The following is a 22065-nucleotide window of genomic DNA, read 5'->3' as shown; positions in this document are numbered from 1 at the left end:
TTCGGCTCAGGCGAGCCCTTCATCCCCGAAATCCTCGAACAGCATCCGCTGCCGCGTGAACTCCGGGGTGTTCTGGTAGATCGTGACCCACTCGGCCTCGGCGCTGCCGACAGGCAGTCCGGCCTCCGCGCGCCCGAGAATGTCGATCGCGCGGCGGAACCGGTCCGCAGGCGTCTCGGAAGGGACCACAGGCTCCTCGACGGGCGGAAAGCTCAGCAGGATGCCTGCGCGCCGCTCCTCGAGCGCGTCGTCCACTTCGGGGACCGGCATTTCGCGCTCGAAGACCGGTTTCGCCCGCCGAACCGGCGCCAGCTCCACGACCTTGGCCTCGATCAGCGGCGTCTCCGCAGGCTCGATCGCGTTCAGCGCATCGGCCAGTTGATGGACACCGACCGGACGCATGGCGTCCAGCAGCTGCTTCTCGGCCTTGCGGCGAAGGCGCTGCTGACGCTGATGCAGCTTCGCTCCGACCATATCGAAGAAGCCCACCTTCTCGCGGCATTCGGCCTGGCCGAGGAACTCGCCCTCGGGCGTATAGATGAAGACCCCGGCATGCAGGTTCTCAGGATCGAACCGGGCCACGATGCGGCGCCCTGCATGCTCGTTCATCCAGTCCGACCAGTAGCCGTTCTTGAACAGCATCAATCCGCCATGATTGCGGTGCAGCTTGCGGACTTCCTGCCCCATCAGCCACAGGCGATGCTGCTCGGGGGTGGCCTTTCGGATCGGGGCGCGCGCATAGCTTTCGGCGAAGGTCTCGTCGAAGCTGCGTCCGCGCGCCGTATCGGACAGTCGCCCCTTGCGCGCATTGTGATCGCGGACGCCCTCCTCAAGGACGGCCAGAAACTCGTTGAGCGGGATGGCGCGGCTGCCGTAATCCTCGGGCTTGGCATCAGGCCGGTTGCCGACATAGGCCCCGGCGAAGCGGGGATCCTTGGCGATCCGGTCCGCAAAGTCCCGAAAGCCACGCTCGATGGGCTTGGCCTGACCATGGCCCGGCGTTGCCCAGTGGACCTTGATCCCCAGCATCGGCAGCACGCCAAGCGGGTCGTCCTCGCGGACCTTGAAGCGGAACCGGGTCGGCGCGCCGCCGGTCAGCCACTTGTTGGCGAATTCCCGGCCGTTGTCGAAAAGGCAGTGCCGCGGGATCCCGTAGGCCTCGACCAATTCGCCCAGGGCGGACATGACAGCCACCTTGTTCGGGTCCAGATCAACCCGCCATGCCAGCATCTTGCCCGAATAGAGATCCTGAAACGCGACGATCTGCGGACGCACCGGCTTCTCGATACCGGGCCATTGCACGAAAACGTCGATCTTGTGGCAGTCGGCGTTCACGGCCTCGAGCGCCTCAAGCTGCGACCGGTCCCGGATCTGCGGCGGGAAGCAGCGCGCCAGCCCTTTCTCGCCCTCGCGAGCAAAGATCTGCGTCACGCGCGGGACATTCTCGTCCATCCAGCGGCGCGCCGTGCGCAGCGTCAGGACATCAAGCCCGCCTGCCGTGGCCAGCTTGACGGCCCGCTCGTAGCTGCTGTTAAAGCTTGGACCGGCCAGGCGAAGATAATCAGCCTTCAGCCATTCGATGAATTCGCGGCTGCACCGGGCGCGCTCGCGGCGGGGCTTCACGGCACGATGGCGAGGGGCCAGATAGGGCAGCCTGTCGGCCTCTTCGACACCCTCGATCATCTCCAGCCAGTTCCACAAGGTGCGCGGGGCCTTGCCCTCGGCGCGCGCGATGGTTTCGACCGCCAGATACTTGCCAAGCGCGTCCTGCATGCCCTCGACCAGCTGGATCACGCGCAGCCTGCCGCGCGCCTCTGCCTTCACGGGCTCAGGAAGGGCATCGAACCACGCCCAGGCATCGCCGCGCTCCATGCGCGCCGGGACCGTCTCTGTCTCAGGGGCTGCTGCATTGCGCAGCAACGCCGCCTGCGCACGCGAGGGCAGCAGCTTCCAGTGATACTCCCACCCCCCGCCGCGACCGGCACGACGGCGCGCGAATTGCGGATGCGCCCGCCAGTCCAGGCGCTTGATGTGCAGTTCGACACCTTGGCGTGTCTCTGGCAGATCAGGCAGGCCGGACGCCGCCAGCTCGCTGGCCGTCCACCATTCCTGTTGGGGGGCGATCCGTGTCAGTCCGCGGCCACCACGCTCAGCTTGGCGCGCATGGCGGCGATTTCGACCTCATCACGATCCCCTGCCTCATCAACGACAAGCGGAGACAGCGCATCGAAATGGGCCGCGACGAAGCGGCGACGTGCAGCCGCACCGGCCCGCAACCATGCCTTCGAAAGCGCCTTGAACTGCTCTTCAAGCGGGTCGGCCTCGACCGCCTCGACCGGGGCGCGGCGGGCCTTCAGCGCGGCGCTGGCCGATTTGGCCGACCCCGCCGCCAGCGCTTCCACGACCCCGTAGCGATCGACCGGATTGGCGATGCGAGAGATGTCCTGAAGGTCTTTCAGCGTGACCTGCCGGGGTGCCTGCCGAAGCCGGGCCACCTCGTCCCCGCCAAGCTTGGCGCCAGCGGAAACGATCTTCTGCACTTGGCGAGCGGTCATGCCGAACTTCTCGGCTGTCACCGCAGCAAACGAACTCAGTTCGCTTGCTGAACCCTGCCGGGCCAAACCGCCTGCGACCCCTGCCTTGGTCTCCGGGTGCAGACGCTCATAGACGGCCTTGCGGGTCGCCAGGAAGACGGCGGTGTCCAGCGGGTTCAGCTCGGCCCCCGACAGGTTGCCGTCGATCTCCATGATCCGCGCCTGGTCATCGTTGCACTCGAAGACCCGCACAGGCACCTCGGTCCAGCCCAGCTCGACCGCCGCAGCCAGCCGGTGCGCGCCGTCCAGGACGCGCCACACTGTTTCGCCCTTGCGCCGCAGCTGGCGCACCACCACCGGATTGGCCAGTTGGCCGATCTCGCGGATCGAGGCGACAATGGTCGCCACCCCGGCGGGGCTGACCGGACGCAACCGCCCGCTGACCTCGATCTGGTCAACCGGCAGCGTCGTCTTGCTCTGGATCAGGGTTGGTTCCGTCATGTTCACTGTCCGATGTTCTTGGGCCGATCAGGCCGTGACGATGAGAAAGAGGATCAGGACCAGCCAGATACTGACCGCTCCGATCAGGTCGCCCAGGGGGCTGTCATCCAGCGCCCGCAACCGCCGCCGCAGCCAATGCCAGCCCGCGCGCTGGGAGGAGGAAGCGCGCGGGCCGACAGGCTCTCGCCGCTCGACGGTGGCAGCCGGAGCGCGGAGAGTTTCGCCACCCGGCACGCCCGCGGAAATCGCTTTGGACTGGGCCGGGTGGCCCCTACCATCAGCCGTGCCAAAAACCTGATGGAGGGATTTCATGAGCGAAGACGCTGACCTGCGCAGGCGCATCAAGCGCCTGGAAGAAACAGCCCATACCTTGACCAGCGCATTCGGCATGTTGCTTTCGGTCGTCGGCGCGGCCGCTGTTCGGGAAGACCCCGTTGCAAGAGAGCGCATCACCAACGTGATCGACACATTGGCGTCTTCGCCGGAGACCGACAGGGTCACGCGGTTCGCCTTCGAGAAGTTCATCGAGACATTCTCACAGCTGAGCGAAGAAGGCCTCGACGACCCCTCGGCTTCCTGACGCCGCGCCTTGTCCCAAGCGTCCCTGACCTGTTGCAAAGTGGTCATTGCGCCCTCCGCAGATTGCAGGATGGCGGGACCGTGCTAGTCTGGCGGCACCGGGAAGCGTTCGCACCGCCCCCCGGCGCCTTCATCCCCTTCTGACACACCCACAAGGAGACGATCTGAATGCAATTGAACAGACTGCAGAGTGGATCAGTGGTATTCCGCAAAGAGGTCAAACCCGAGGCAGAGCGGCGTGAAACGGACACCACAACGCCCAATGTGACGATAACGAATGTCACACCTGCCACGGTGGGATCTCCTGCCAATTTCGAGGTGACCTTCACGCTCGATAGCTCCCATCAGGTTGATGGGGTTGAGGTGCGGAATTATTTTGGTCTCTCGACGGTCGTGATCGGTGATGCACATCGATCATACTTTGAGGTTGAAGATGCAGCTGCCGCACAGTTGCCAGAACTTCTGCGCGCACTAGCTGATGCGGTGCAGGCTGATCTCGACCGGGTGAATACTGGTCGCCAATCCATCTCCGCGTCCTAGAACAGATACTCGACTGTGCGGTCGACACTTGTTCGGCAGTAGCCGGTAGCCCGGCTACTGATCCCGACAGGCGCGCATGCACCGCCGCGGCATCCCCATAGACCTCCGCCAGCTCATGCAGCGGGTAACGCTCATCGATGATCTCCTGCATCCGCAGGCTGGCGGTGGCCCGCAGCTGCGAAAGCAGGTCCAGCGCGCGCGGCCCGCTCAGCGCCGCTGCCATCTCGACCATCAGCGCCACCCGGTCGCGGTCGCTCATCTCGGTCAGAACAGACCGCGCCAAATCGCGCAGGTCCAGGCGATCCCCGTTCATCATGCTGCCTCTCTGGATTTGGGTTTCGACGGCCGCGGAATGTCGCGCGGCCACTCAAGGTCGGACGGCCAGTTGTCGGAGAACCAAGCGGTAACTTTTCCGACCCGGCGAAAGGTGCAGCCCGCGACCCCGCTCTGGAGGCTGCCGAAAAACTTCCCGTCTCCAGCGGCATAAGTCGAGACGGTCGAAAGCTTCAGGCCGCTATGTCCGGCATACAGGACCGCCAATTTCAGGACTGCGTCGATGCTCATTGCAACTTCTCTCGGTTTCATTACCGATATTTGTGCCGGTAACGTTCCCGATTGTCAAGCGGCGCGCATTCGGTAAATATCCCGAACCATGAGCCGTGTAGATGAGACCTTTGCCGAGACCGTCCGGACCAGGCTCGCCGAGCTGGGCACGTCTCCGTTTGCGGTCGAAACGAAGCACAACCTGCCTACCGATGCTCTTCGCAACGTGCTGAGACGAAGCAAGGCAGGTCCAACACTCAATCGCGTTGGCGAAATTTGCGAGGCTCTGGGGCTGGAGCTCTACATCGGTCCGCCAAGAGCATCCGCAGGTGGGAAGGGCGCCGATGTGGATGGTATGGAGTTCGCAGCAGTCCCGCGCTTCACCGCCCAGCTTTCAGCCGGGCCAGGGGCCGACCACGATGGCGATATGTCTGTCGGGGCGATCGCGTTCAGGCGCGACTGGCTGGCTCGCGAAGGCATTTCGCCCTCGTCCGCGATGGTCCTGCCGGTCAAGGGCGACAGCATGGCGCCGACCCTCTGTGACGGCGACCTGGTCATGATCGATCGACGAAAGGTCACGCCCACAGGGCGCAAGATCTATGCCCTGATCGGCCCCGACGGCGAAGCCCGCGTCAAGCGGATCGAACGCCTGCCGACCGCGCTGCTGCTGCACTCCGACAATGATGGCTTCCCCACCGAACTCGTGGCACCTTCGGATGCGGACCGCATCCGCATTCTGGGCCAAGTGGTCTGGTGGGGGCATACCGCGAGGGACTGAAAATGCGCTACTCAATTGTACTTCTCGCCTTGGCGATTATGTATTTTGCGGTGCCTGCCCAAGGGGAAGGGACCAGTCACACCCTGTCAGATGTCGAAATTGCAATGGTTCAGGAGAGCGTAAGGCGCGATCTTGTCGATCCGGCATCGGCGCAATTTGGACCGATTATAGCGAATAATCACAAAGATGGAAAAGTGTATACCTGCGGCTTTGTAAACGCCAAGAACCGGATGGGCGGATTTACCGGTGACACCCCCTTCATGGTTGTCCTATCCCCAAACCGGGATAATCCAGCGGGTAGAGCACTTCTCCCAGGGCCAAATGATCCTCGGTCGGTTATCGCGGTGTGCCGAAGCAGAGGTGTAATAATAGCGCGGCAATAGACGATCTGCTTTCCTCTTCATAATTTCAAACAACGATGCAGCTTTGACCATAATGCCGCTGGCGGGGCCTAGTCTGTTCCTGTTATGTTCTCATTATGAGAGCCAGACGAGGAACCCCGATGATCACCCCTGTCGCCCCGACAAATCCCGTCGCCCCATGGCTTGGAGGCAAGCGTAACCTCGCGCGACGCATCTGCGGGTTGATCGATACGATCCCCTGCCAGACCTATGCCGAGCCCTTCGTCGGCATGGGCGGTATCTTCCTCCGTCGCGCGGCGCGGCCCAGGGCCGAGGTGATCAACGATCGGGGCCGTGACATCGCAAACCTCTTCCGCATCCTCCAGCGACACTATCCCCAGTTCCTCGAAGTGCTGCGCTTCCAGCTCACCACGCGCTCCGAGTTCGAGCGCCTTGTCCAGGTCGATCCGGTGACGCTGACCGATCTCGAACGCGCTGCCCGCTTTCTCTATCTCCAGCGCACGGCCTTCGGGGGCAAGGTGTCGGGCCGCAATTTCGGTGTCTCGCGCGACCGACCGGGCAGGTTCAACCTGACCACCCTCGAACCCATGCTCGAGGATTTGCACACTCGGCTCGCGGGCGTCATCATCGAATGCCTGGACTGGGCCGATTTCATCCCGCGATACGACAGCCCGGGAACGCTCTTCTACCTCGACCCGCCCTATTGGGGATGCGAGGATGATTACGGCAAGGCCATGTTCGACCGCTCGGACTTCACCCGCATGGCTGCCGCGCTCGGCGCGATCCGGGGCCGGTTCATCCTGTCGCTGAGCGATGTCCCCGAGGTGCGCCAGATCTTCGCGGCGTTCCACCTGCAGCCGGTCTCCACGACCTACAGCATTGCCAGCCATCCGGGTTCAGCCGCCGCCGCGCGCGCCGAGCTCCTGATCGGAAACCACCCGTTCTGAGCCAAAATCAGTTGCATGTTCAGCACTGCGCCGGATCAATGCGGCGTTCAAACAAGATATTGATAAGTAGTCTTTTTCGGGAACATGCAAGCTGATGAACGAACATGCGGCTCCAGTTGCATGTTCGGATCGCAAAGTCGGTTGCTTCCGAAGGACGACGCAGCGTCTAAAGACCTATTTTTCCGGGCTTTTCCGCCGATCACCCCGGCGCCCTCAAATCAGCGTCACCGGCGCTTCAACCTGCCTGCAAGGCCCCTTTCAAGCGCTCCTGCAAGACATCGCCGCATCCGCTCGTAGCACCACTCCAAAGGGCCTTTTCCCTAGCCTTTACTGGCCCTTCGCAGCACTTCGCGGATCTTCGGACCTCTTCGCACTTCCCTGCAGATATCTCTGTCCCATTACAGAGAGTTTGTGCAGTCACGGTTGAAAAAGGAGGGCATCACGGTGGAACTAGACGCCGATCAGGACGATCATCCTGACCCCGGCGTTCACTAGCTGGCCCGGATACCGATCTGGAGTGGCGACGGATCAGGCGCTCGGAAAGATGCAATGCTACCCCGGTCGCTACCCCGCAGCCGGTCCGAACAAAAAAATACTGCAATATCATGAACTTGGAAAAGGGAAGTGGCGGAGCGAGAGGGATTCGAACCCTCGAGACGGTTTCCCGCCTACACACTTTCCAGGCGTGCGCCTTCGACCACTCGGCCACCGCTCCGATGTCGTTCGTCTAGCCGCTCTGGGCAATGGGTGCAAGACCGATCACAGGCGCGAAATCCGGCGCTGCAACTCGGCGAGCTGGCGCTTGATCTCTTCCATGTCGTCGCCCTCGGCCGCACCGGCCGGGGTGTCCTCCTGGTCGGGTTCGGGTCCCGAGCCGCCGCGCCAGCCGCCCATCATCGCCTTGAGGAACATCTGCTGCTGTCGCTGGAGCGCGTCGAAGCCGGGCATCTTGGCCATCGGGTTCGGCATCGAGGCCATGTTCTCCATCATCTTGGACTGCCCCTCGCGCAGCATCTCGAAGCTGGCGGCGAGGAATTGCGGAACGACGGATTGCGCATTCGTGGCGTAGCTGCGCACCAGATCCGTCAGCACGTCCAGAGGCAGCACGTTCTCGCCCCGGCTCTCGTGCTCGGCGATGATCTGCAGCAGGTATTGACGCGTCAGATCGTCCCCGGACTTGAGATCCACGATCTTGACCTCGCGGCCGTCGCGGATGAAGGACGCGATGTCCTCGAGCGTGACGTAATCGCTGGTCTCGGTGTTGTAGAGCCTGCGACTGGCATAGCGCTTGATCAGCAGCGGCGCGTCTTGTGTGGCCATTGCGGCTTCCTTGCTGTTCCGTCCGCGCATGATGAAAGCTGCAACCGGAAAAGGCAAAAGAAAAAAGCCGGGACTTCAAGCGGTCCGGCCGGGCAGGGGCATGGAAAAACCCCCGGCGCGATGCGCCGGGGGTCTGGTCGACGTGGTGGCCTGTCAGGCTGCGGCGAGGTTGCGCAGCACGTAGTGCAGCACGCCGCCATTCTTGAGGTAATCGATCTCGACCTCGGTATCGACGCGGGCCTTCAGCTGGATCTGCTTCACCGTGCCGTCGGCATAGGTGATGGTGCAGGGCACCAGCGACAGCGGCTTGAAATCGCCCGCCAGACCCTCGATCGAGATCACCTCGTCGCCGGTCAGGTTCAGCGAGTGGCGGGTGTCGCCATTCGTGAACTCGAACGGCACGACGCCCATCCCGACGAGGTTCGAGCGGTGGATGCGCTCGAAGCTTTCGGCGATGACAGCCTTGATGCCCAGCAGGTTCGTGCCCTTCGCCGCCCAGTCACGCGACGAGCCGGCGCCGTATTCCTTGCCGCCGATGATGACCAGCGGGATGTCCCGCTCGACATAGGACATCGCGGCGTCGTAGATCGCCGCCTGATTGCCGTCGGCGTCCTTGGAATAGCCGCCCTCGACGCCGTCCAGCATCTCGTTCTTGATGCGGATGTTGGCGAAGGTGCCGCGCATCATGATCTCGTGGTTGCCGCGGCGCGAGCCGTAGCTGTTGAAATCGCGCGGCGCGACCTGACGTTCGGTCAGATACTTGCCGGCCGGGGTGGTTGGCTTGAACGAACCCGCGGGCGAGATGTGGTCGGTCGTGATCATGTCGCCCAAGAGCGCCAGGATGCGGGCGCCCTTGACGTCGCTGATCGTGCCCGGCTCCTTCGACATGCCCTGGAAATAGGGCGGATTCTGGATGTAGGTCGAGGAAGCCGGCCAGTCATAGGTCTCGCTGTCGGTGATCTCGACGCCCTGCCAACGCTCGTCGCCCTTGAAGACGTCGGCATACTTCTTCTGGAACATCTCGCGGGTGACGATCGTGTCCACCAGATCCGCCACCTCTTTCGAGGTCGGCCAGATGTCCTTCAGGTAGACCGGCTTGCCGTCCGGCGTGTGCGCCAGCGGGTCCTTGGTCACGTCGATGTTCATGTCGCCGGCGATGGCATAGGCCACGACCAGCGGGGGCGAGGCGAGGTAGTTCGCGCGCACGTCGGGCGAGATGCGGCCCTCGAAGTTGCGGTTGCCCGACAGGACCGAGACCGCGACCAGATCGTTCTCGTTGATCGCCTTTGAGATTTCCGGCTGCAGCGGGCCCGAGTTGCCGATGCAAGTCGTGCAGCCGAAGCCCACCAGGTTGAAGCCGAGCGCGTCTAGGTCGTCCTGCAGGTTCGCGGCCTTCAGGTATTCCTCGACCACCTGCGAGCCGGGGGCCAGCGAGGTCTTGACCCAGGGCTTGCGGGTCAGGCCAAGCGCGCGCGCCTTGCGGGCCACGAGGCCCGCGGCCATCAGCACATAGGGGTTCGAGGTGTTGGTGCAGGAGCTGATCGAGGCGATCACGACCGAGCCGTCGCGCAGCTTGTAATCCTGACCTTCGACGGCAGCCTCGGTCATGTGCTTGTCATTGCCGGGGATCTCGGCCGGGGCCGGATCGGGCGAGCCCGCCTCGGCGGTCATCTTGGCCTTTTCGGTGGCCGGGACCGAGGGCGCCGTGCGCAGGCCGCGGATATACTCGCCAAAGGCGCTGGCGGCGTCGGTCAGGGCGACGTGATCCTGCGGGCGCTTGGGACCGGAGATGGCGGGGACGACCGTGCTCTGGTCCAGTTCCAGCGTCGAGGAATAGACCGGAGCGTAATCGGCGGTGCGCCAGAAGCCGTTTTCCTTGGCATAGGCCTCGACCAGCGCGATGCGGTCCTCGTCACGGCCGGTCTGGCGCAGGTAGCGCAGCGTCTCGTCGTCGATCGGGAAGAAGCCGCAGGTCGCGCCGTATTCGGGGGCCATGTTGGCGATCGTCGCGCGGTCGGCCAGAGGCATGTTGTCCAGGCCTTCGCCGTAGAATTCGACGAACTTGCCGACGACGCCATGCTTGCGCAGCATCTGCACGACCTTCAGCACCAGGTCGGTGGCGGTCACGCCTTCCTTCAGCGCGCCGGTGATCTTGAAGCCCACGACTTCCGGGATCAGCATCGAGATCGGCTGGCCCAGCATCGCGGCCTCGGCCTCGATCCCGCCCACGCCCCAGCCAAGGACCGCGAGGCCGTTGACCATGGTCGTGTGGCTGTCGGTGCCGACCAGCGTGTCCGGGTAGGCCACGGTCTTGCCGTTCTGGTCCGTGTCGGTCCAGACGGTCTGGGCCAGGTATTCCAGGTTCACCTGGTGGCAGATGCCGGTGCCGGGCGGGACCACGCGGAAGTTGTTGAACGCCTTCTGGCCCCATTTCAGGAACGTGTAACGCTCCATGTTGCGCTCGTATTCCAGCTCGACGTTGCGCTGGAAGGCGCGGGGGGTGCCGAACTCATCGATCATCACCGAGTGGTCGATGACCAGATCGACGGGGTTCAGCGGGTTGATCTTCTGCGCGTCGCCGCCCAGAGCCTTGATCCCGTCGCGCATGGCGGCGAGGTCGACCACGGCGGGAACGCCGGTGAAGTCCTGCATCAGCACGCGCGCGGGGCGATAGGCGATCTCGCGCGGGTTCTGGCCGCCGAGATTCGCCCATTCGGCGAAGGCCTTGATGTCATCGACCGAGACGGTGCGGCCGCCATCCTCGAAGCGCAGCATGTTTTCCAGCACGACCTTCAGCGCGGCCGGCAGCTTCGAAAAATCGCCAAGGCCCGCCTCGGTGGCGGCGGCGATCGAGTAATAGTCAACGCTGGCAGCGCCCGCATTTAGCGTGCGGCGCGTCTTGGCGGTGTCGGTTCCGGTCTGGATGGGCATCAGGGCCTCCCTGTCTGCAAGAATGGATGGGTCCGGCGTGCCCCTGCTTTGCCCCATCGGGGGGCGTTGCGCAAGGGCGGCGACGCAAGATTGTATGCAATCGCATACCAGATGTCGGGCTGTTGCTCAAGAGGCACGGACGGCCCTCAGGGCTCAGCTTGACAAAGCGTTGATTGTTCCTTGCTGCGAGGATTGGCTATGAAGATCGTCGTGATGAAGCAAACCCGACAGAACCATGGCTTGAAGACCGCCCGGCAAGGTGTCAGCGCCTCGGTGGCGGCTCTGGCGCTGCTCATCTGGGCGACGCCGCTGACTGCCCAGCCGCTTTCCGACATGCCCGCCGATGGCCCGGCCGACAGCATCGCGGCCGAAACGCCCGACGGCCCGTCACCGGGCGGGTTTTCCCCCGACCTCCCCGCTGCGGATCACGCGCCGGTCATCTCGGCGCCCGATTATCCGGGCCGCACGGCGCCGGGCGTGGCCTTTTCCGAGCGGGCGGCGCCGGCCTTCAACAGCTTTTCGGGCGCCGACGGCCAGACGCCGGCCGTCACGGCGATGCCGCAGGCCGCGGCGCTGCCGGTGGTGGTCGAATTGTTCACCTCGCAGGGCTGCTCGTCCTGTCCGCCGGCCGATGCGATGCTGGCGATGATGGCGCAGGACCCCGAGATCCTGGCGCTCGCCTATCACGTCGATTACTGGGATTACCTGGGCTGGGCCGATATCTTCGCCCGCCCCGAATTCACCGCCCGGCAGGAATCCTATGCCCGCGCGGCGGGCGAGCGGTCGATCTATACCCCGCAAATGATCGTCGCGGGGCGCGACACGGCGCTGGCCCCCGGCCCGGCGCAGCTGATGGGCCTGATCGACGCGGCGCGCTACCGTCCCGCCATGGTCACCGTCCAGCGCGAGGGCGACGGGCTGAACGGCACGATCGAGATCATGCCGCTTTCCGATCTGGGCGGGCGCGTCGACGTGTCGATGGTCCGCTATCTGCCCGAACGCGAGGTCGAGGTGACGGCGGGCGAGAATCGCGGCCGCGTCGTCACCCATGTCAACATCGTGCAATCTGTCGAGACGTTGGCCGCGTGGGACGGGCTTGCCCCTCTGCGCCTGAAGGTCCGGCCCGGCGAGGGCGCCAGCGACCAGCCGCCCGATACGCGCCACGCGCTGCTGGTGCAGCAGATGCTTCCGCCCTACGGGCTGCCCGGCCCGATCCTTGCGGCGATCCGGCTGGACTGATCCACGCCCGGACTTGCAGTCGGTGCAATTTCCGGCCACGAGGCGGACATGACCGACTGGATCAACCAGATCACCGGCACGCCCGAGGGCGCGCGCATCGCCTCGGCGCTGGCCCTGTCGGCGGCCTTTCTGCACGCCTTGTTCGGGGCGCTGCAGAAGGGGCGGCACGATCCCTGGGTCAGCCGCGCCGCCATCGACATCTGTTACGGGCTGATGGCGCTGCCCGTCGCGCTGTTCGTGGTGCCGTGGCCCGAACCCGCCCTGTGGCCGGTGCTGGCGGGGGCGATGGTCATCCACATCGCCTACAAGCTGGCGCAGGCGATGACCTATCAGCGTGGCGCCTACACCGTCGTCTATCCTGTCGTGCGCGGCTCGGCGCCTCTTTTTGCGGTTCTGGCCGCGATGGTGATCTTCGACGAAAGGTTCAACGCCCTGCAATGGGCGGGGCTGATCCTGCTGGTCGGCGGCATCTTCGGGCTGGCGGGCCACAATCTGCGCAAGCTGACGGTCGGGCGCGACACGCTGGTTCCGGCGCTGGCCTGGGCGATGGTGACGGGCGGCATGGTCGCGCTTTACACGACCTATGATGCCTGGGGCATCCGTCTGGCGCAGAACCCCTTCACGTTCCTGGCATGGTTCTTCCTGCTGGATTCGCTGTTCATGCCGCTTTTCACCTTGCGGCGGCTGCGTGCGCTGCCCAGATCCGAGATCGCGCCCCTTGCGGCGCGCGGCGGTTTCGGCGCGCTGGTGGCCTTTGCGAGCTTCGGCTCGATCATGCTGGCGACGCGGATCGACGATGTGGGCCGTGCGGCGGTCCTGCGCGAGACCTCGACCGTGTTCGCCGCCCTTGTGGGCTGGGTCGTGCTGGGCGAAAAGGTGGGCGCGCGAAGGGCCGCGCTGATGGCGCTGGTCGCGCTTGGCGCGCTGGTGGTGGAATTTGGAGCCCGCTGAGGGCAGGAACGGACAGAGACGATGAAGCAGGACAAGGTTCAACCGGCCAGCCCCCGGCCTGTGGTCAAGCCCTGGGTCAAGACGGTGCTGGAATTCGGGCCGCTGATCCTGTTCTTCACGGTGTTCATGCTCTACCGCGACCAGAATGTCGTGCTGCTGGGGCGCGAATATGGCGGCTTCGTGCTGGCCACGCTGGCCTTCGTGCCGGTGATGATCGTGGCGCTTCTGATCCTGTGGCGCCTCACCGGGCGGCTGGCGCCCATGCAGGTGGCGACGCTGATCCTGGTCACGGTCTTCGGCGGGCTGACGCTGTGGCTGAACGATCCGCGTTTCCTGAAGATCAAGCCGACGATCGTCTTTTCGCTGTTCGCGGGGATCCTGGCCACGGGCCTGTTCCTGCGCCGGAACTGGCTGGGCGCGGTCCTGTCCGAGGCGCTGCCCATGACGCCCGAGGGCTGGCGCATCCTGACCATCCGCATGGCGCTGTTCTTCGCGGCCATGGCCATCGGCAACGAGATCGTCTGGCGCACCATGTCGGAAACGACCTGGGTCTGGTTCGAGACCTTCGGCCAGCCGATCCTGATCTTCGTCTTCCTGATGGGCAATGCGGGCCTGTTCAAGGCCCATGCCCTGCCCGAGGCCGAAGCCGAGGCTGCGGCGCCGGCCGACAGCGAACGCTGATCCGTCAGCGCAGGGGCAGGGCGGCGGCGGCGGTCGGCTCGGAAGGGCGCAGCCTGTCCGGCGCCGACCAGAGGCGCGTCCAGCGGGGCTGGTGATCCTGCGGCAGATGGTTGCGCAACAGCGCCAGCGGCAATTCGCGCGGCTGGCACAGCGCCCGGCGATAGAGGTCGAACAGCCCGCTCCGCAGATAGGACGACCAATGCGACAGCCGCGCCGCGCGCCGCTCGGTCGGAAAGCCCAGACCCTCCAGCGCGTCCAGCACCGCCGCGTCGTCGATCTGGATGTCCAGCCAGTTGCGCGCCGCCCGCTCAAGCCCCAGCCCAAGCGCCCGTCTGCGCCCGAGCGCCAGGATCTGCTCGAGCGCGAAGTCGACAAGGTCGTTCTCGCGCGAGGTGATGTTCAGGATCTCGGCCCGCGCGGCGGCGGGTCGGGCCAGCGCCTCGGCGGCCTCGTCACGAAAGGCGGCGGCGTTCAGCAGGACCAGACGCGACAGGCTGCCTGCCTCGGCACCGGCCAGCGCCGACAGGCAGACCCGCCCGCCAAGCGAATGCCCGATCAGCGCCACGGGCCGGCCGGCGGCCTGCGCCAGATCACCCGCCAGCCGCGCCAATTCTGCCCCCGTCTCGCCCGCGCGGGCATAGGCGCGCCGAAGCGCGCCCCGCGCCTCCCACCCCAGGGCCACGGCCAGGCCGGGCGCTTGCGCTTCGGGGGCAAAGCCCAGACCGCGAGGCCATGATGCGACCCGTGCCGCGCCCGGCTCGGGGTTCAGCGACAGGATGTGACGATGCGGATCGTGGCGCGGATGCGAGGGCGAATAGCGATAGCCGTGCACCATCACGACCACCGGCGCCCCTGCGGGCAGTTCCGCGGCCACGCGCCACAGCCTCTGCGGCGGGGCATGTCCGGCATTGACCCGGATCACGGGCATCGCGGCCTCCTGTCATCTGCTGCCATGGCTGATGGCACGAGCCTGCGACAGCCCCGTGAAGGATGCGTTAATGCAGCGTGACGGCGTTGCGCGTCGCCCGGCAACGCCTTGTTAACGCGAACAGGGGCGGGCGGCTTTTGACCGATTTTCGCGCAGCGGTTGCGATGAAAGGGGGTCGCTTCACCCGCTCCCGCCAGATTCCTCATTGAAACATGGGATGCTTCACCTCTATGTTGGGGCTACGCGCGACGCGACCCGCAGGATCGGGCCGCCCCCCGCCGACAGTTTCGCAGCGCGGCACCTCTGGTCCCGTCCCCTCAGGGGCAGGCGGTATGTGCCACGCGGAAAACCCGCCCTCTGCCTGCGCTGACCGCGCGCGGAGGTGCCGACAGACAGCGGCCCGGCCGGTCCCTTGCGGCCATCGGGCCTTTTGAAGGAACAGACGCGATGACGCGCGCACAGGAAGACATGTCGGATCACCGGAGGGCAGAGCGCCCGGCCGGCCCCGTCGTCATGTCCGGCGCGCTGCCTGCGTCCTCATCACAACGCAGCCCGCTTGGGGGCGTGCCACCGGCACCGCCCGCAAGGCGCCTGCGCGAAAGACATCTCAATGGCAAAGAAAATGCTGATCGACGCCACCCATGCCGAGGAAACTCGGGTGGTCGTGGTCGACGGAACCAAGGTCGAAGAATTTGATTTCGAGACCCTGAACAAGCGCCAGATCTCTGGCAACATCTATCTGGCCAAGGTCACGCGGGTCGAACCCTCGCTGCAGGCGGCCTTTGTGGATTACGGCGGAAACCGCCACGGTTTCCTGGCCTTTGCGGAAATCCATCCCGATTACTACCAGATCCCTGCGGCCGACCGCGAGGCGCTGATGGCCGAGGAACGCGCCCAGGCCGAAGAGGCCGAGGCCGAGGAGAATGCCCGCGCCCGCAAGCGCCCGGCCGCCGAAGCCACCGAGGATGGCGACGAAACCGCGCAATCGGCAGCGGATGCCGATGACGAGATCGAATCCGTCGCCGACGAGGACGTGACCGAAGAGGTCCGCGCCCCCCGCCGTCCGCGCGCCCGCCGCTACAAGATCCAGGAGGTGATCAAGGTCCGGCAGATCATGCTGGTCCAGGTCGTCAAGGAAGAGCGCGGCAACAAGGGCGCTGCGCTGACCACCTATCTGTCGCTGCCCGGCCGCTATTGTGTCCTGATGCCCAACACCGCGCGCGGCGGCGGGATCAGCCGCAAGATCACCAACGCCGCCGACCGCAAGAAGCTGAAGGAGATCGCGGCCGAATTCGACGTGCCGAAAGGCGCGGGCCTGATCATCCGCACCGCCGGAAGCCAGCGCACGAAGACCGAGATCAAGCGCGATTACGAATACCTGCTGCGCCTGTGGGAACAGATCCGCGACCTGACCTTCAAATCCGTGGCGCCGACGGCGATCTACGAGGAAGGCGACCTGATCAAGCGCAACATCCGCGATCTCTACAGCAAGGACATCGACGAGGTTCTGGTCGAGGGCGAGCGCGGCTATCGCGTGGCCAAGGACTTTATGAAGATGATCATGCCGTCCCACGCCAAGAACGTGAAGCACTACCAGGACCAGATGCCGCTTTTCGCGCGCTTCCAGGTGGAAAGCTATCTGGCGGCCATGTTCAATCCGGTCGTGCAGCTGAAATCGGGCGGCTACATCGTCATCGGCGTGACCGAGGCGCTGGTTGCCATCGACGTGAACTCGGGCCGCGCCACCAAGGAAGGCTCGATCGAGGAGACGGCGCTCAAGACCAACCTCGAGGCCGCCGACGAGGTCGCCCGCCAGCTGCGCCTGCGCGATCTGGCCGGGCTGATCGTCATCGACTTCATCGACATGGACGAGCGCAAGAACAACGCCGCCGTCGAGAAGCGCATGAAGGAGCGGCTGAAGTCGGACCGCGCCCGCATCCAGATCGGCCGCATCTCGGGCTTCGGCCTGATGGAGATGTCGCGCCAGCGCCTGCGCCCCGGCATGCTGGAATCCACCACACAGCCTTGCCCGCATTGCCACGGCACCGGCCTGATCCGCAGCGATGACAGCCTCGCGCTGACCATCCTGCGCGCGGTCGAGGAGGAGGGCACCCGCAAGCGCTCGCGCGAGGTGCTGGTCAAGGCGCCCGTGGCGGTCGCCAACTTCCTGATGAACGCCAAGCGCGAGCATGTCGCCGGGATCGAGACCCGCTATGGCATGTCGGTGCGCGTCGAGGCCGACCCGTCGCTGGTTTCGCCCGATTACAGCATCGAGAAGTTCAAGACCGCGACCCGCTCGGTCCCCGAGATCAGCCACGTCCCGCTGTCGCTGGATGCCGAACTGATGGCCCGGATCGATGATGAGGACGATCTGGTCGAAGAGGCCGAGGACGAGGCCGTCGAGGCGGCCGCGCCCGAGGCTGCGCCCGCTCAGCCCGCGACCGAGGACGAGAACGGCGAAGGCCGCTCGCGTCGCCGCCGCCGCCGTCGGCGCCGCCGGTCGGACCGCCCCGAGGGCGAAGAGGCCGCTTCGGCGCATGCAGATGCCGACGAGGGCGATGATGCCGATGAGGATGCCGTCGCCGAGGAAGCGGCCACCGAGGATGCCGATGCCGCGCAATCCGATGACGCCGCAGCCGAGGCGCAGGCCGGGACGCAAACCGATGCCCAGCCTTCCGGTCGGTCGCGCTCGCGCTCCCGGTCTCGCTCGCGCAGGCAGAGTGATGCGGCTGCCCTGCCGGAAGTCGTTGATCTGGACGCGTCCGGCGACGAGACCCGCGCCGAGGAACTGCCGGGCGTGAACGCGCCGCGTGACGAGGCCGTTGCCGTTGACGCCGAAGCTTCTGCCGAGGCGGCTGAGGAAGCCGTCACGGAAACTGCGGCAGAGCCCGAGGCCGAGGCCGAAGCAGAGGTCACGGCCGAGGCCGAGCGGGAGACCGTCGCCGAGGCAGCGGAAGCCGAGGCTCCGGCCCAGCCCGAGCCCGTCCTTGCCGCCGAGCCGGTCGCGCCGCAGCCCGAACCCGCGAACCAGCCCGAACCGGCGGCCAAGCCCGACGCGCCCAAGCGCCGGGGCTGGTGGTCGGCCGGTAGTTGATCCGGACCGGAACAATGACAGTAGGGGGCGCGTTCATCGCGCCCCTTTTGCCTTGTGCCTGCCCGCATTCGGCCCACGCATCCGTGACGCGATGCCCACTGTGATTCCGCGGCCCATGCCGTAAGGTGCCGCCATGCTGGGAATCGAGCTTGCCACCGCCGCCTTTCTGCCCGCCGCTTTCGTCGCCTTGCTGGCGGGGGTGCTGTCGTTCCTGTCGCCTTGCGTGCTGCCCATCGTGCCGCCCTATCTGGCCTACATGACCGGGGTTGGCGTGAACGGCCTCAAGACGCGCGAACGCAGCGCGGTCCTGCCTGCGCTGTTCTTCGTGCTGGGCCTTTCAACGGTGTTTCTGGTCATGGGCTTCGCGGCCTCGGCCTTTGGGCGCGCCTTTCTGGCTTGGCAGGAGACGCTGGCCCAAATGGCGGGCGTCATGGTCATCGTGATGGGCCTGCATTTCCTGCACATCATCCGCATCCCGATCTTGGATCACGAGGCGCGGCTGGATGCCGGGCGGCAGGATGGCGGGGCGTTCGGCGCCTATGTGCTGGGCCTTGCCTTCGCCTTTGGCTGGACGCCCTGCATCGGCCCGCAGCTTGGCATGATCCTGACCCTTGCCGCGACGGGGGGCGAGCTGTCGCGCGGCACTGCGCTGCTTGCGGTCTATGCGGCGGGACTGGGCATTCCCTTCCTGCTGGCCGCCATCTTCATCAACCGTGCGATCGGGCTGATGAACCGCATCAAGCCCTACCTCAAGACGATCGAGCGCGTGATGGGCGCGCTCTTGGTCGTGGTCGGGATCATGCTGATCACCGGCGCCTTCTCGGCCTTCAGCTTCTGGCTGCTGGAGACCTTCCCGGCCTTGGCGGCGCTGGGCTGAGGCCCCTTTACGCGGCCGATTTCCGTGCCACGATGGCTCTGACAGGAGGAGCCATGAAACCGCAAAACCCCCAGCATGCCGCGCCCGCCGATGCCGATGTGCGCCGCGCCGTCGAACCGGTGATCTGCTATCCCGTGGACAGCCTTGCCCCGCCTGATCTGGCTGCCTTGCGCGCCGCGCGGGAGGGCTGGCAGCCCCTCGCGCAGGTGCTGGTTCCCGCACGGCAGGCGCGCTGTTTCGAGGTGCCGGCGGGGCACTTCTTCCGCATCACCTCGGTCGAGGGGCCGCAGGTGGGCGATCTGAACCTGTGGTCGGCGGATCTGTCCGAGCGGTTCTATTCGGGCAAGACGCGGGCGCTGCACGGCACGCATCTGTCCACCGGCGACCGGATGTGGTCGGGCTTTCCGACGCTGCGGCCCTTGGCCACGATCACGGATGACAGCCTTGACTGGTATGGCTTCGACGCCTTCGGCGGCAGCGTCCATGACGTGATCGGAACGCGCTGCGATCCCTATACGCACAACCTGCTGTCGGATGGCGGGCAATATCACCATTGCTGCCATTCCAACCTGACCCGCGCGCTGGCCGAAGCGCGCGGCCTGTCCCTGGCCGAGGCCGAGCCGCTGGTCCATGACGTGCTGAACGTGTTCATGTGCACGGGTTTCACCCGCGATACGGGTCAGTATTTCATGAAGGCCAGCCCCGTGCGGCCCGGCGATCATCTGGAATTCTTCGCCGAGATCGACCTGTTGGGCGCGCTGTCGGCCTGTCCGGGCGGGGATTGCGGCACCGTCCATTCCTCGGACAGCGCTGCCTGCCATCCGCTGCTGGTCGAAGTGTTCCAGCCGCTGTCCCCGCCCGCAGGCTGGCAGCCGCCGCGGCCCAACAATTATGACCGCAGCCACGGGGCAGGGGGATGACAAGATCCGCCGCCCCCGGATTCGGTTGTGGCGCATGGTCGCATTTCGCGCTAGTCTCGGCCCCAGATCCGGGCAAACCGGACAGGCAGAGGCAGTGACGGCGGTATTCCCATGACCGAGATGGTCTTCGGCACCACGCCCGCAAGGGCGGCTGACCCGATTCTTCCGCGCTGGTGGCGCACGCTGGACAAATGGGCCCTGGCCTGCGTGTTCGGGCTGTTCGCGACCGGGATCCTTCTGGGGCTGGCGGCCTCGGTGCCCTTGGCCGAGCGCAACAACCTGCCGCGCTTCTTCTACGTCCAGCGACAGGCGGTGTTCGGCGGCATGGCGCTGGTCGTGATGCTGGTCATCTCGATGCTGTCGCCGCGCCAGATCCGGCGGATCGGGGTGCTGGGCTTTCTGGCCTCGTTCCTGCTGATCCTTGCCTTGCCTTTCGTCGGCACCGATTTCGGCAAGGGCGCGACGCGCTGGCTGTCTCTGGGCTTCGTGTCGGTGCAGCCCTCGGAATTCCTGAAACCCGGCTTCGTCGCGCTCTGCGCCTGGTTCATGGCGGCCAGCCAGCAAGTGGGCGGGCCTGCGGGGCGGCTCTATTCCTTCTGCTTGGCAGCCGTCGTCGTGGTGCTTCTGGCGCTGCAGCCCGATTTCGGGCAGGCGGCTCTGGTGCTGTTCTCGTGGCTGGTCATGTATTTCGTCGCCGGTGCGCCGATGATGCTGCTGCTGGGTGTGGCGGGGCTGGCGCTGATGGGCGGCATCTTCGCCTATGGCTCGTCCGAGCATTTCGCCCGGCGGATCGACGGCTTCCTCTCATCCGAAATCGATCCTCGCACGCAAATTGGCTATGCCACCAACGCCATCCAGGAGGGCGGCTTCTTCGGCGTGGGCGTGGGCGAGGGCAGCGTGAAATGGTCGCTGCCGGACGCGCACACCGATTTCATCATCGCCGTCGCGGCCGAGGAATACGGCTTTGTCCTCGTGCTGGTCATCATCGCGCTTTACTGCACGATCGTCACGCGCTCGCTGCTGCGGCTGCTGCGTGAACGGGATGCCTTCGCGCGGCTTGCCGGGACGGGTCTGGCCTGCGCCTTCGGCGTTCAGGCGCTGATCAATATGGGCGTCGCGGTGCGGCTGCTGCCCGCCAAGGGCATGACGCTGCCCTTCGTCAGCTATGGCGGCTCATCCGTGATCGCCTCGGGGATCGCGATGGGGATGCTTCTGGCGCTGACCCGCACGCGGCCGCAGGGCGAGCTGGCCGCGATCCTGCGGCGGGGGCGGTGATGGGGGCGAGACGCGCGCTGATCGCCGCCGGCGGCACCGGCGGCCACATGTTCCCGGCACAGTCGCTGGCCGAATTGCTGCTGGCCGAGGGCTGGCAGGTCACGCTGTCCACCGATGAACGCGGCGCCCGCTATGCCGGCGCCTTCCCGCCCGAGGTCGCCCGCCAGGTCGTGCCATCGGCCACCACGGCGCGCGGCGGGCTCGCGGGCAAGCTGGCCGCGCCCTTCCGCATCGCGGCTGGGGTGCTGGCCGCGCGCCGCGCCTTTGCCCGGCAAAGGCCCGATGTGGTGATCGGCTTCGGCGGCTATCCGACCATTCCCGCGCTGGCCGCGGCCCGGCTGATGGGCTTGCCGCGCATGATCCATGAACAGAACGGGGTGATGGGCCGGGTGAACCGCCTGTTCGCGCCGCGCGTTCACCGCATTGCCTGCGGCACCTGGCCGACCGACTTGCCGGCCGGGGTCAGCGGCACGCATACCGGCAACCCGGTCCGCGCCGCCGTGCTGGCGCAGGCGGGCGCGCCCTATGCGCCGCCCTCGGACGGCACGCTGCGCCTGCTGGTCATCGGTGGCAGCCAAGGCGCGCGCGTCCTGTCGCGTGTCGTCCCCGAGGCGGTCGCGGCCCTGCCCGACGATCTGCGCGCGCGCCTGCAGGTCAGCCATCAGGCCCGCCCCGAAGACGCCGAGACTGTCGCCGCCGCCTATGCCGCAGCCGGGATCGAGGCCGAGGTGCAGCCCTTCTTCACCGATGTGCCGGACCGGATCGCTGCGGCGCATCTGGTCGTCAGCCGCTCGGGCGCCTCGTCGCTGGCCGACATCACGGTGATCGGGCGGCCCTCGATCCTGATCCCCTTCGCCGCTGCGACGGGCGATCACCAGACAGCCAACGCCCAGGCATTGGCGGAAACCGGCGCGGCGCTGGTTCATCCCGAATCCGTGCTTGACGCGACAAGCCTTGCGCGCGACATCCGCGCCATCCTGACCGACCCCGCGCAGGCCGCCGCCATGGCCGCCGCCGCGCTGGACCTTGCCCGCCCCGATGCGGCGCGGCGCCTATACGACCTCG

19 protein-coding genes and 1 tRNA gene are annotated in these 22065 nt (G+C 66.1%); 12 read left to right on the top strand and 8 right to left on the bottom strand.

All coding sequences use genetic code 11. From position 1 onward, the window contains the following. Positions 1-6 precede the first annotated feature (6 nt). Genes QAR72_RS08555 through QAR72_RS08545 form a run of 3 tightly spaced genes read right to left on the bottom strand, consistent with a single transcriptional unit; the run spans position 7 to position 3347 of the window. Positions 7-2073, bottom strand: coding sequence for a transposase domain-containing protein (locus tag QAR72_RS08555; RefSeq protein ID WP_304616991.1), 2067 nt, complete (start codon positions 2071-2073; stop codon positions 7-9). A gap of 56 nt (positions 2074-2129) precedes the next feature. Then, positions 2130-3035: a ParB/RepB/Spo0J family partition protein gene (locus tag QAR72_RS08550; RefSeq protein ID WP_304616949.1), complete on the bottom strand. Its 906-nt coding sequence runs from the start codon at positions 3033-3035 to the stop codon at positions 2130-2132. Positions 3036-3062: 27 nt separating this feature from the next. Further along, complete coding sequence (locus QAR72_RS08545; RefSeq protein ID WP_304616948.1) at positions 3063-3347, bottom strand: hypothetical protein; 285 nt, start codon at positions 3345-3347, stop codon at positions 3063-3065. On the opposite strand from QAR72_RS08545, the gene QAR72_RS08540 reads away from it, so the two are divergent. Continuing rightward, complete coding sequence (locus QAR72_RS08540) at positions 3346-3615, top strand: hypothetical protein (RefSeq protein ID WP_304616947.1); 270 nt, start codon at positions 3346-3348, stop codon at positions 3613-3615. The genes QAR72_RS08545 and QAR72_RS08540 overlap by 2 nt on opposite strands. A 167-nt stretch (positions 3616-3782) precedes the next feature. Beyond that, positions 3783-4154, top strand: coding sequence for a hypothetical protein (locus QAR72_RS08535; RefSeq protein ID WP_304616946.1), 372 nt, complete (start codon positions 3783-3785; stop codon positions 4152-4154). A gap of 312 nt (positions 4155-4466) precedes the next feature. Here the strand turns inward: QAR72_RS08535 and QAR72_RS08530 are convergent, their stop codons facing one another. Then, complete coding sequence (locus QAR72_RS08530; RefSeq protein WP_304616945.1) at positions 4467-4718, bottom strand: hypothetical protein; 252 nt, start codon at positions 4716-4718, stop codon at positions 4467-4469. Positions 4719-4806: 88 nt separating this feature from the next. On the opposite strand from QAR72_RS08530, the gene QAR72_RS08525 reads away from it, so the two are divergent. Together QAR72_RS08525 and QAR72_RS08520 are read left to right on the top strand one after the other, a co-directional pair. Then, on the top strand, positions 4807-5475 hold the full coding sequence (locus QAR72_RS08525; protein WP_304616944.1) for a S24 family peptidase: 669 nt from the start codon (positions 4807-4809) through the stop codon (positions 5473-5475). Positions 5476-5977: 502 nt separating this feature from the next. After that, positions 5978-6784 carry a DNA adenine methylase gene (locus QAR72_RS08520; RefSeq protein ID WP_304616943.1) on the top strand — a complete coding sequence of 269 codons (807 nt, stop codon included), beginning with the start codon at positions 5978-5980 and terminating at the stop codon, positions 6782-6784. A 625-nt stretch (positions 6785-7409) separates the two neighbouring features. Here QAR72_RS08520 and QAR72_RS08515 read toward each other — a convergent pair. The 3 genes from QAR72_RS08515 to acnA all read right to left on the bottom strand — a co-directional run bounded on the left by QAR72_RS08515 (position 7410) and on the right by acnA (position 11035). After that, positions 7410-7499, bottom strand: a tRNA-Ser gene (locus QAR72_RS08515). Between the two features lie 44 nt (positions 7500-7543). Next, a complete protein-coding gene (gene phaR, locus QAR72_RS08510) occupies positions 7544-8104 on the bottom strand; it encodes a polyhydroxyalkanoate synthesis repressor PhaR (RefSeq protein WP_304616942.1) in 561 nt (186 codons plus the stop codon). A 153-nt stretch (positions 8105-8257) separates the two neighbouring features. Then, complete coding sequence (acnA, locus tag QAR72_RS08505) at positions 8258-11035, bottom strand: aconitate hydratase AcnA (protein WP_304616941.1); 2778 nt, start codon at positions 11033-11035, stop codon at positions 8258-8260. A gap of 213 nt (positions 11036-11248) precedes the next feature. On the opposite strand from acnA, the gene QAR72_RS08500 reads away from it, so the two are divergent. Genes QAR72_RS08500 through QAR72_RS08490 form a run of 3 tightly spaced genes read left to right on the top strand, consistent with a single transcriptional unit; the run spans position 11249 to position 13906 of the window. After that, a complete protein-coding gene (locus QAR72_RS08500) occupies positions 11249-12274 on the top strand; it encodes a DUF1223 domain-containing protein (RefSeq protein WP_304616940.1) in 1026 nt (341 codons plus the stop codon). A 48-nt stretch (positions 12275-12322) separates the two neighbouring features. Then, positions 12323-13225 carry a DMT family transporter gene (locus tag QAR72_RS08495; protein ID WP_304616939.1) on the top strand — a complete coding sequence of 301 codons (903 nt, stop codon included), beginning with the start codon at positions 12323-12325 and terminating at the stop codon, positions 13223-13225. 21 nt (positions 13226-13246) lie between these two features. Beyond that, positions 13247-13906: an inner membrane-spanning protein YciB gene (locus QAR72_RS08490; RefSeq protein WP_304616938.1), complete on the top strand. Its 660-nt coding sequence runs from the start codon at positions 13247-13249 to the stop codon at positions 13904-13906. A gap of 4 nt (positions 13907-13910) precedes the next feature. On the opposite strand, the gene QAR72_RS08485 is transcribed toward QAR72_RS08490, so the two are convergent. Beyond that, the gene (locus QAR72_RS08485) at positions 13911-14834 is read right to left on the bottom strand and encodes a hypothetical protein (RefSeq protein ID WP_304616937.1); all 924 of its coding nucleotides are present in this window, start codon (positions 14832-14834) and stop codon (positions 13911-13913) included. A 610-nt stretch (positions 14835-15444) separates the two neighbouring features. Here QAR72_RS08485 and QAR72_RS08480 point away from each other — a divergent pair. The 5 genes from QAR72_RS08480 to QAR72_RS08460 form a co-directional block, all read left to right on the top strand. Further along, entirely contained in the window at positions 15445-17928 is a 2484-nt protein-coding gene (locus QAR72_RS08480) for an Rne/Rng family ribonuclease (RefSeq protein WP_304616936.1), read from the top strand. Between the two features lie 133 nt (positions 17929-18061). Next, complete coding sequence (locus QAR72_RS08475) at positions 18062-18805, top strand: cytochrome c biogenesis CcdA family protein (protein WP_304616935.1); 744 nt, start codon at positions 18062-18064, stop codon at positions 18803-18805. A gap of 53 nt (positions 18806-18858) precedes the next feature. After that, the gene (locus QAR72_RS08470) at positions 18859-19725 is read left to right on the top strand and encodes an urea carboxylase-associated family protein (protein ID WP_304616934.1); all 867 of its coding nucleotides are present in this window, start codon (positions 18859-18861) and stop codon (positions 19723-19725) included. A gap of 111 nt (positions 19726-19836) precedes the next feature. After that, on the top strand, positions 19837-21000 hold the full coding sequence (gene ftsW / locus QAR72_RS08465) for a putative lipid II flippase FtsW (RefSeq protein WP_304616933.1): 1164 nt from the start codon (positions 19837-19839) through the stop codon (positions 20998-21000). Beyond that, on the top strand, positions 21000-22065 hold a 1066-nt coding region (locus QAR72_RS08460), incomplete at its 3' end, for a UDP-N-acetylglucosamine--N-acetylmuramyl-(pentapeptide) pyrophosphoryl-undecaprenol N-acetylglucosamine transferase (protein ID WP_304616932.1). The genes ftsW and QAR72_RS08460, both read left to right, overlap by 1 nt.

Source organism: Paracoccus sp. (in: a-proteobacteria) (genome assembly GCF_030604785.1).
Classification (GTDB): domain Bacteria; phylum Pseudomonadota; class Alphaproteobacteria; order Rhodobacterales; family Rhodobacteraceae; genus Paracoccus.
This window is presented reverse-complemented; position numbering and strand designations above follow the sequence as displayed.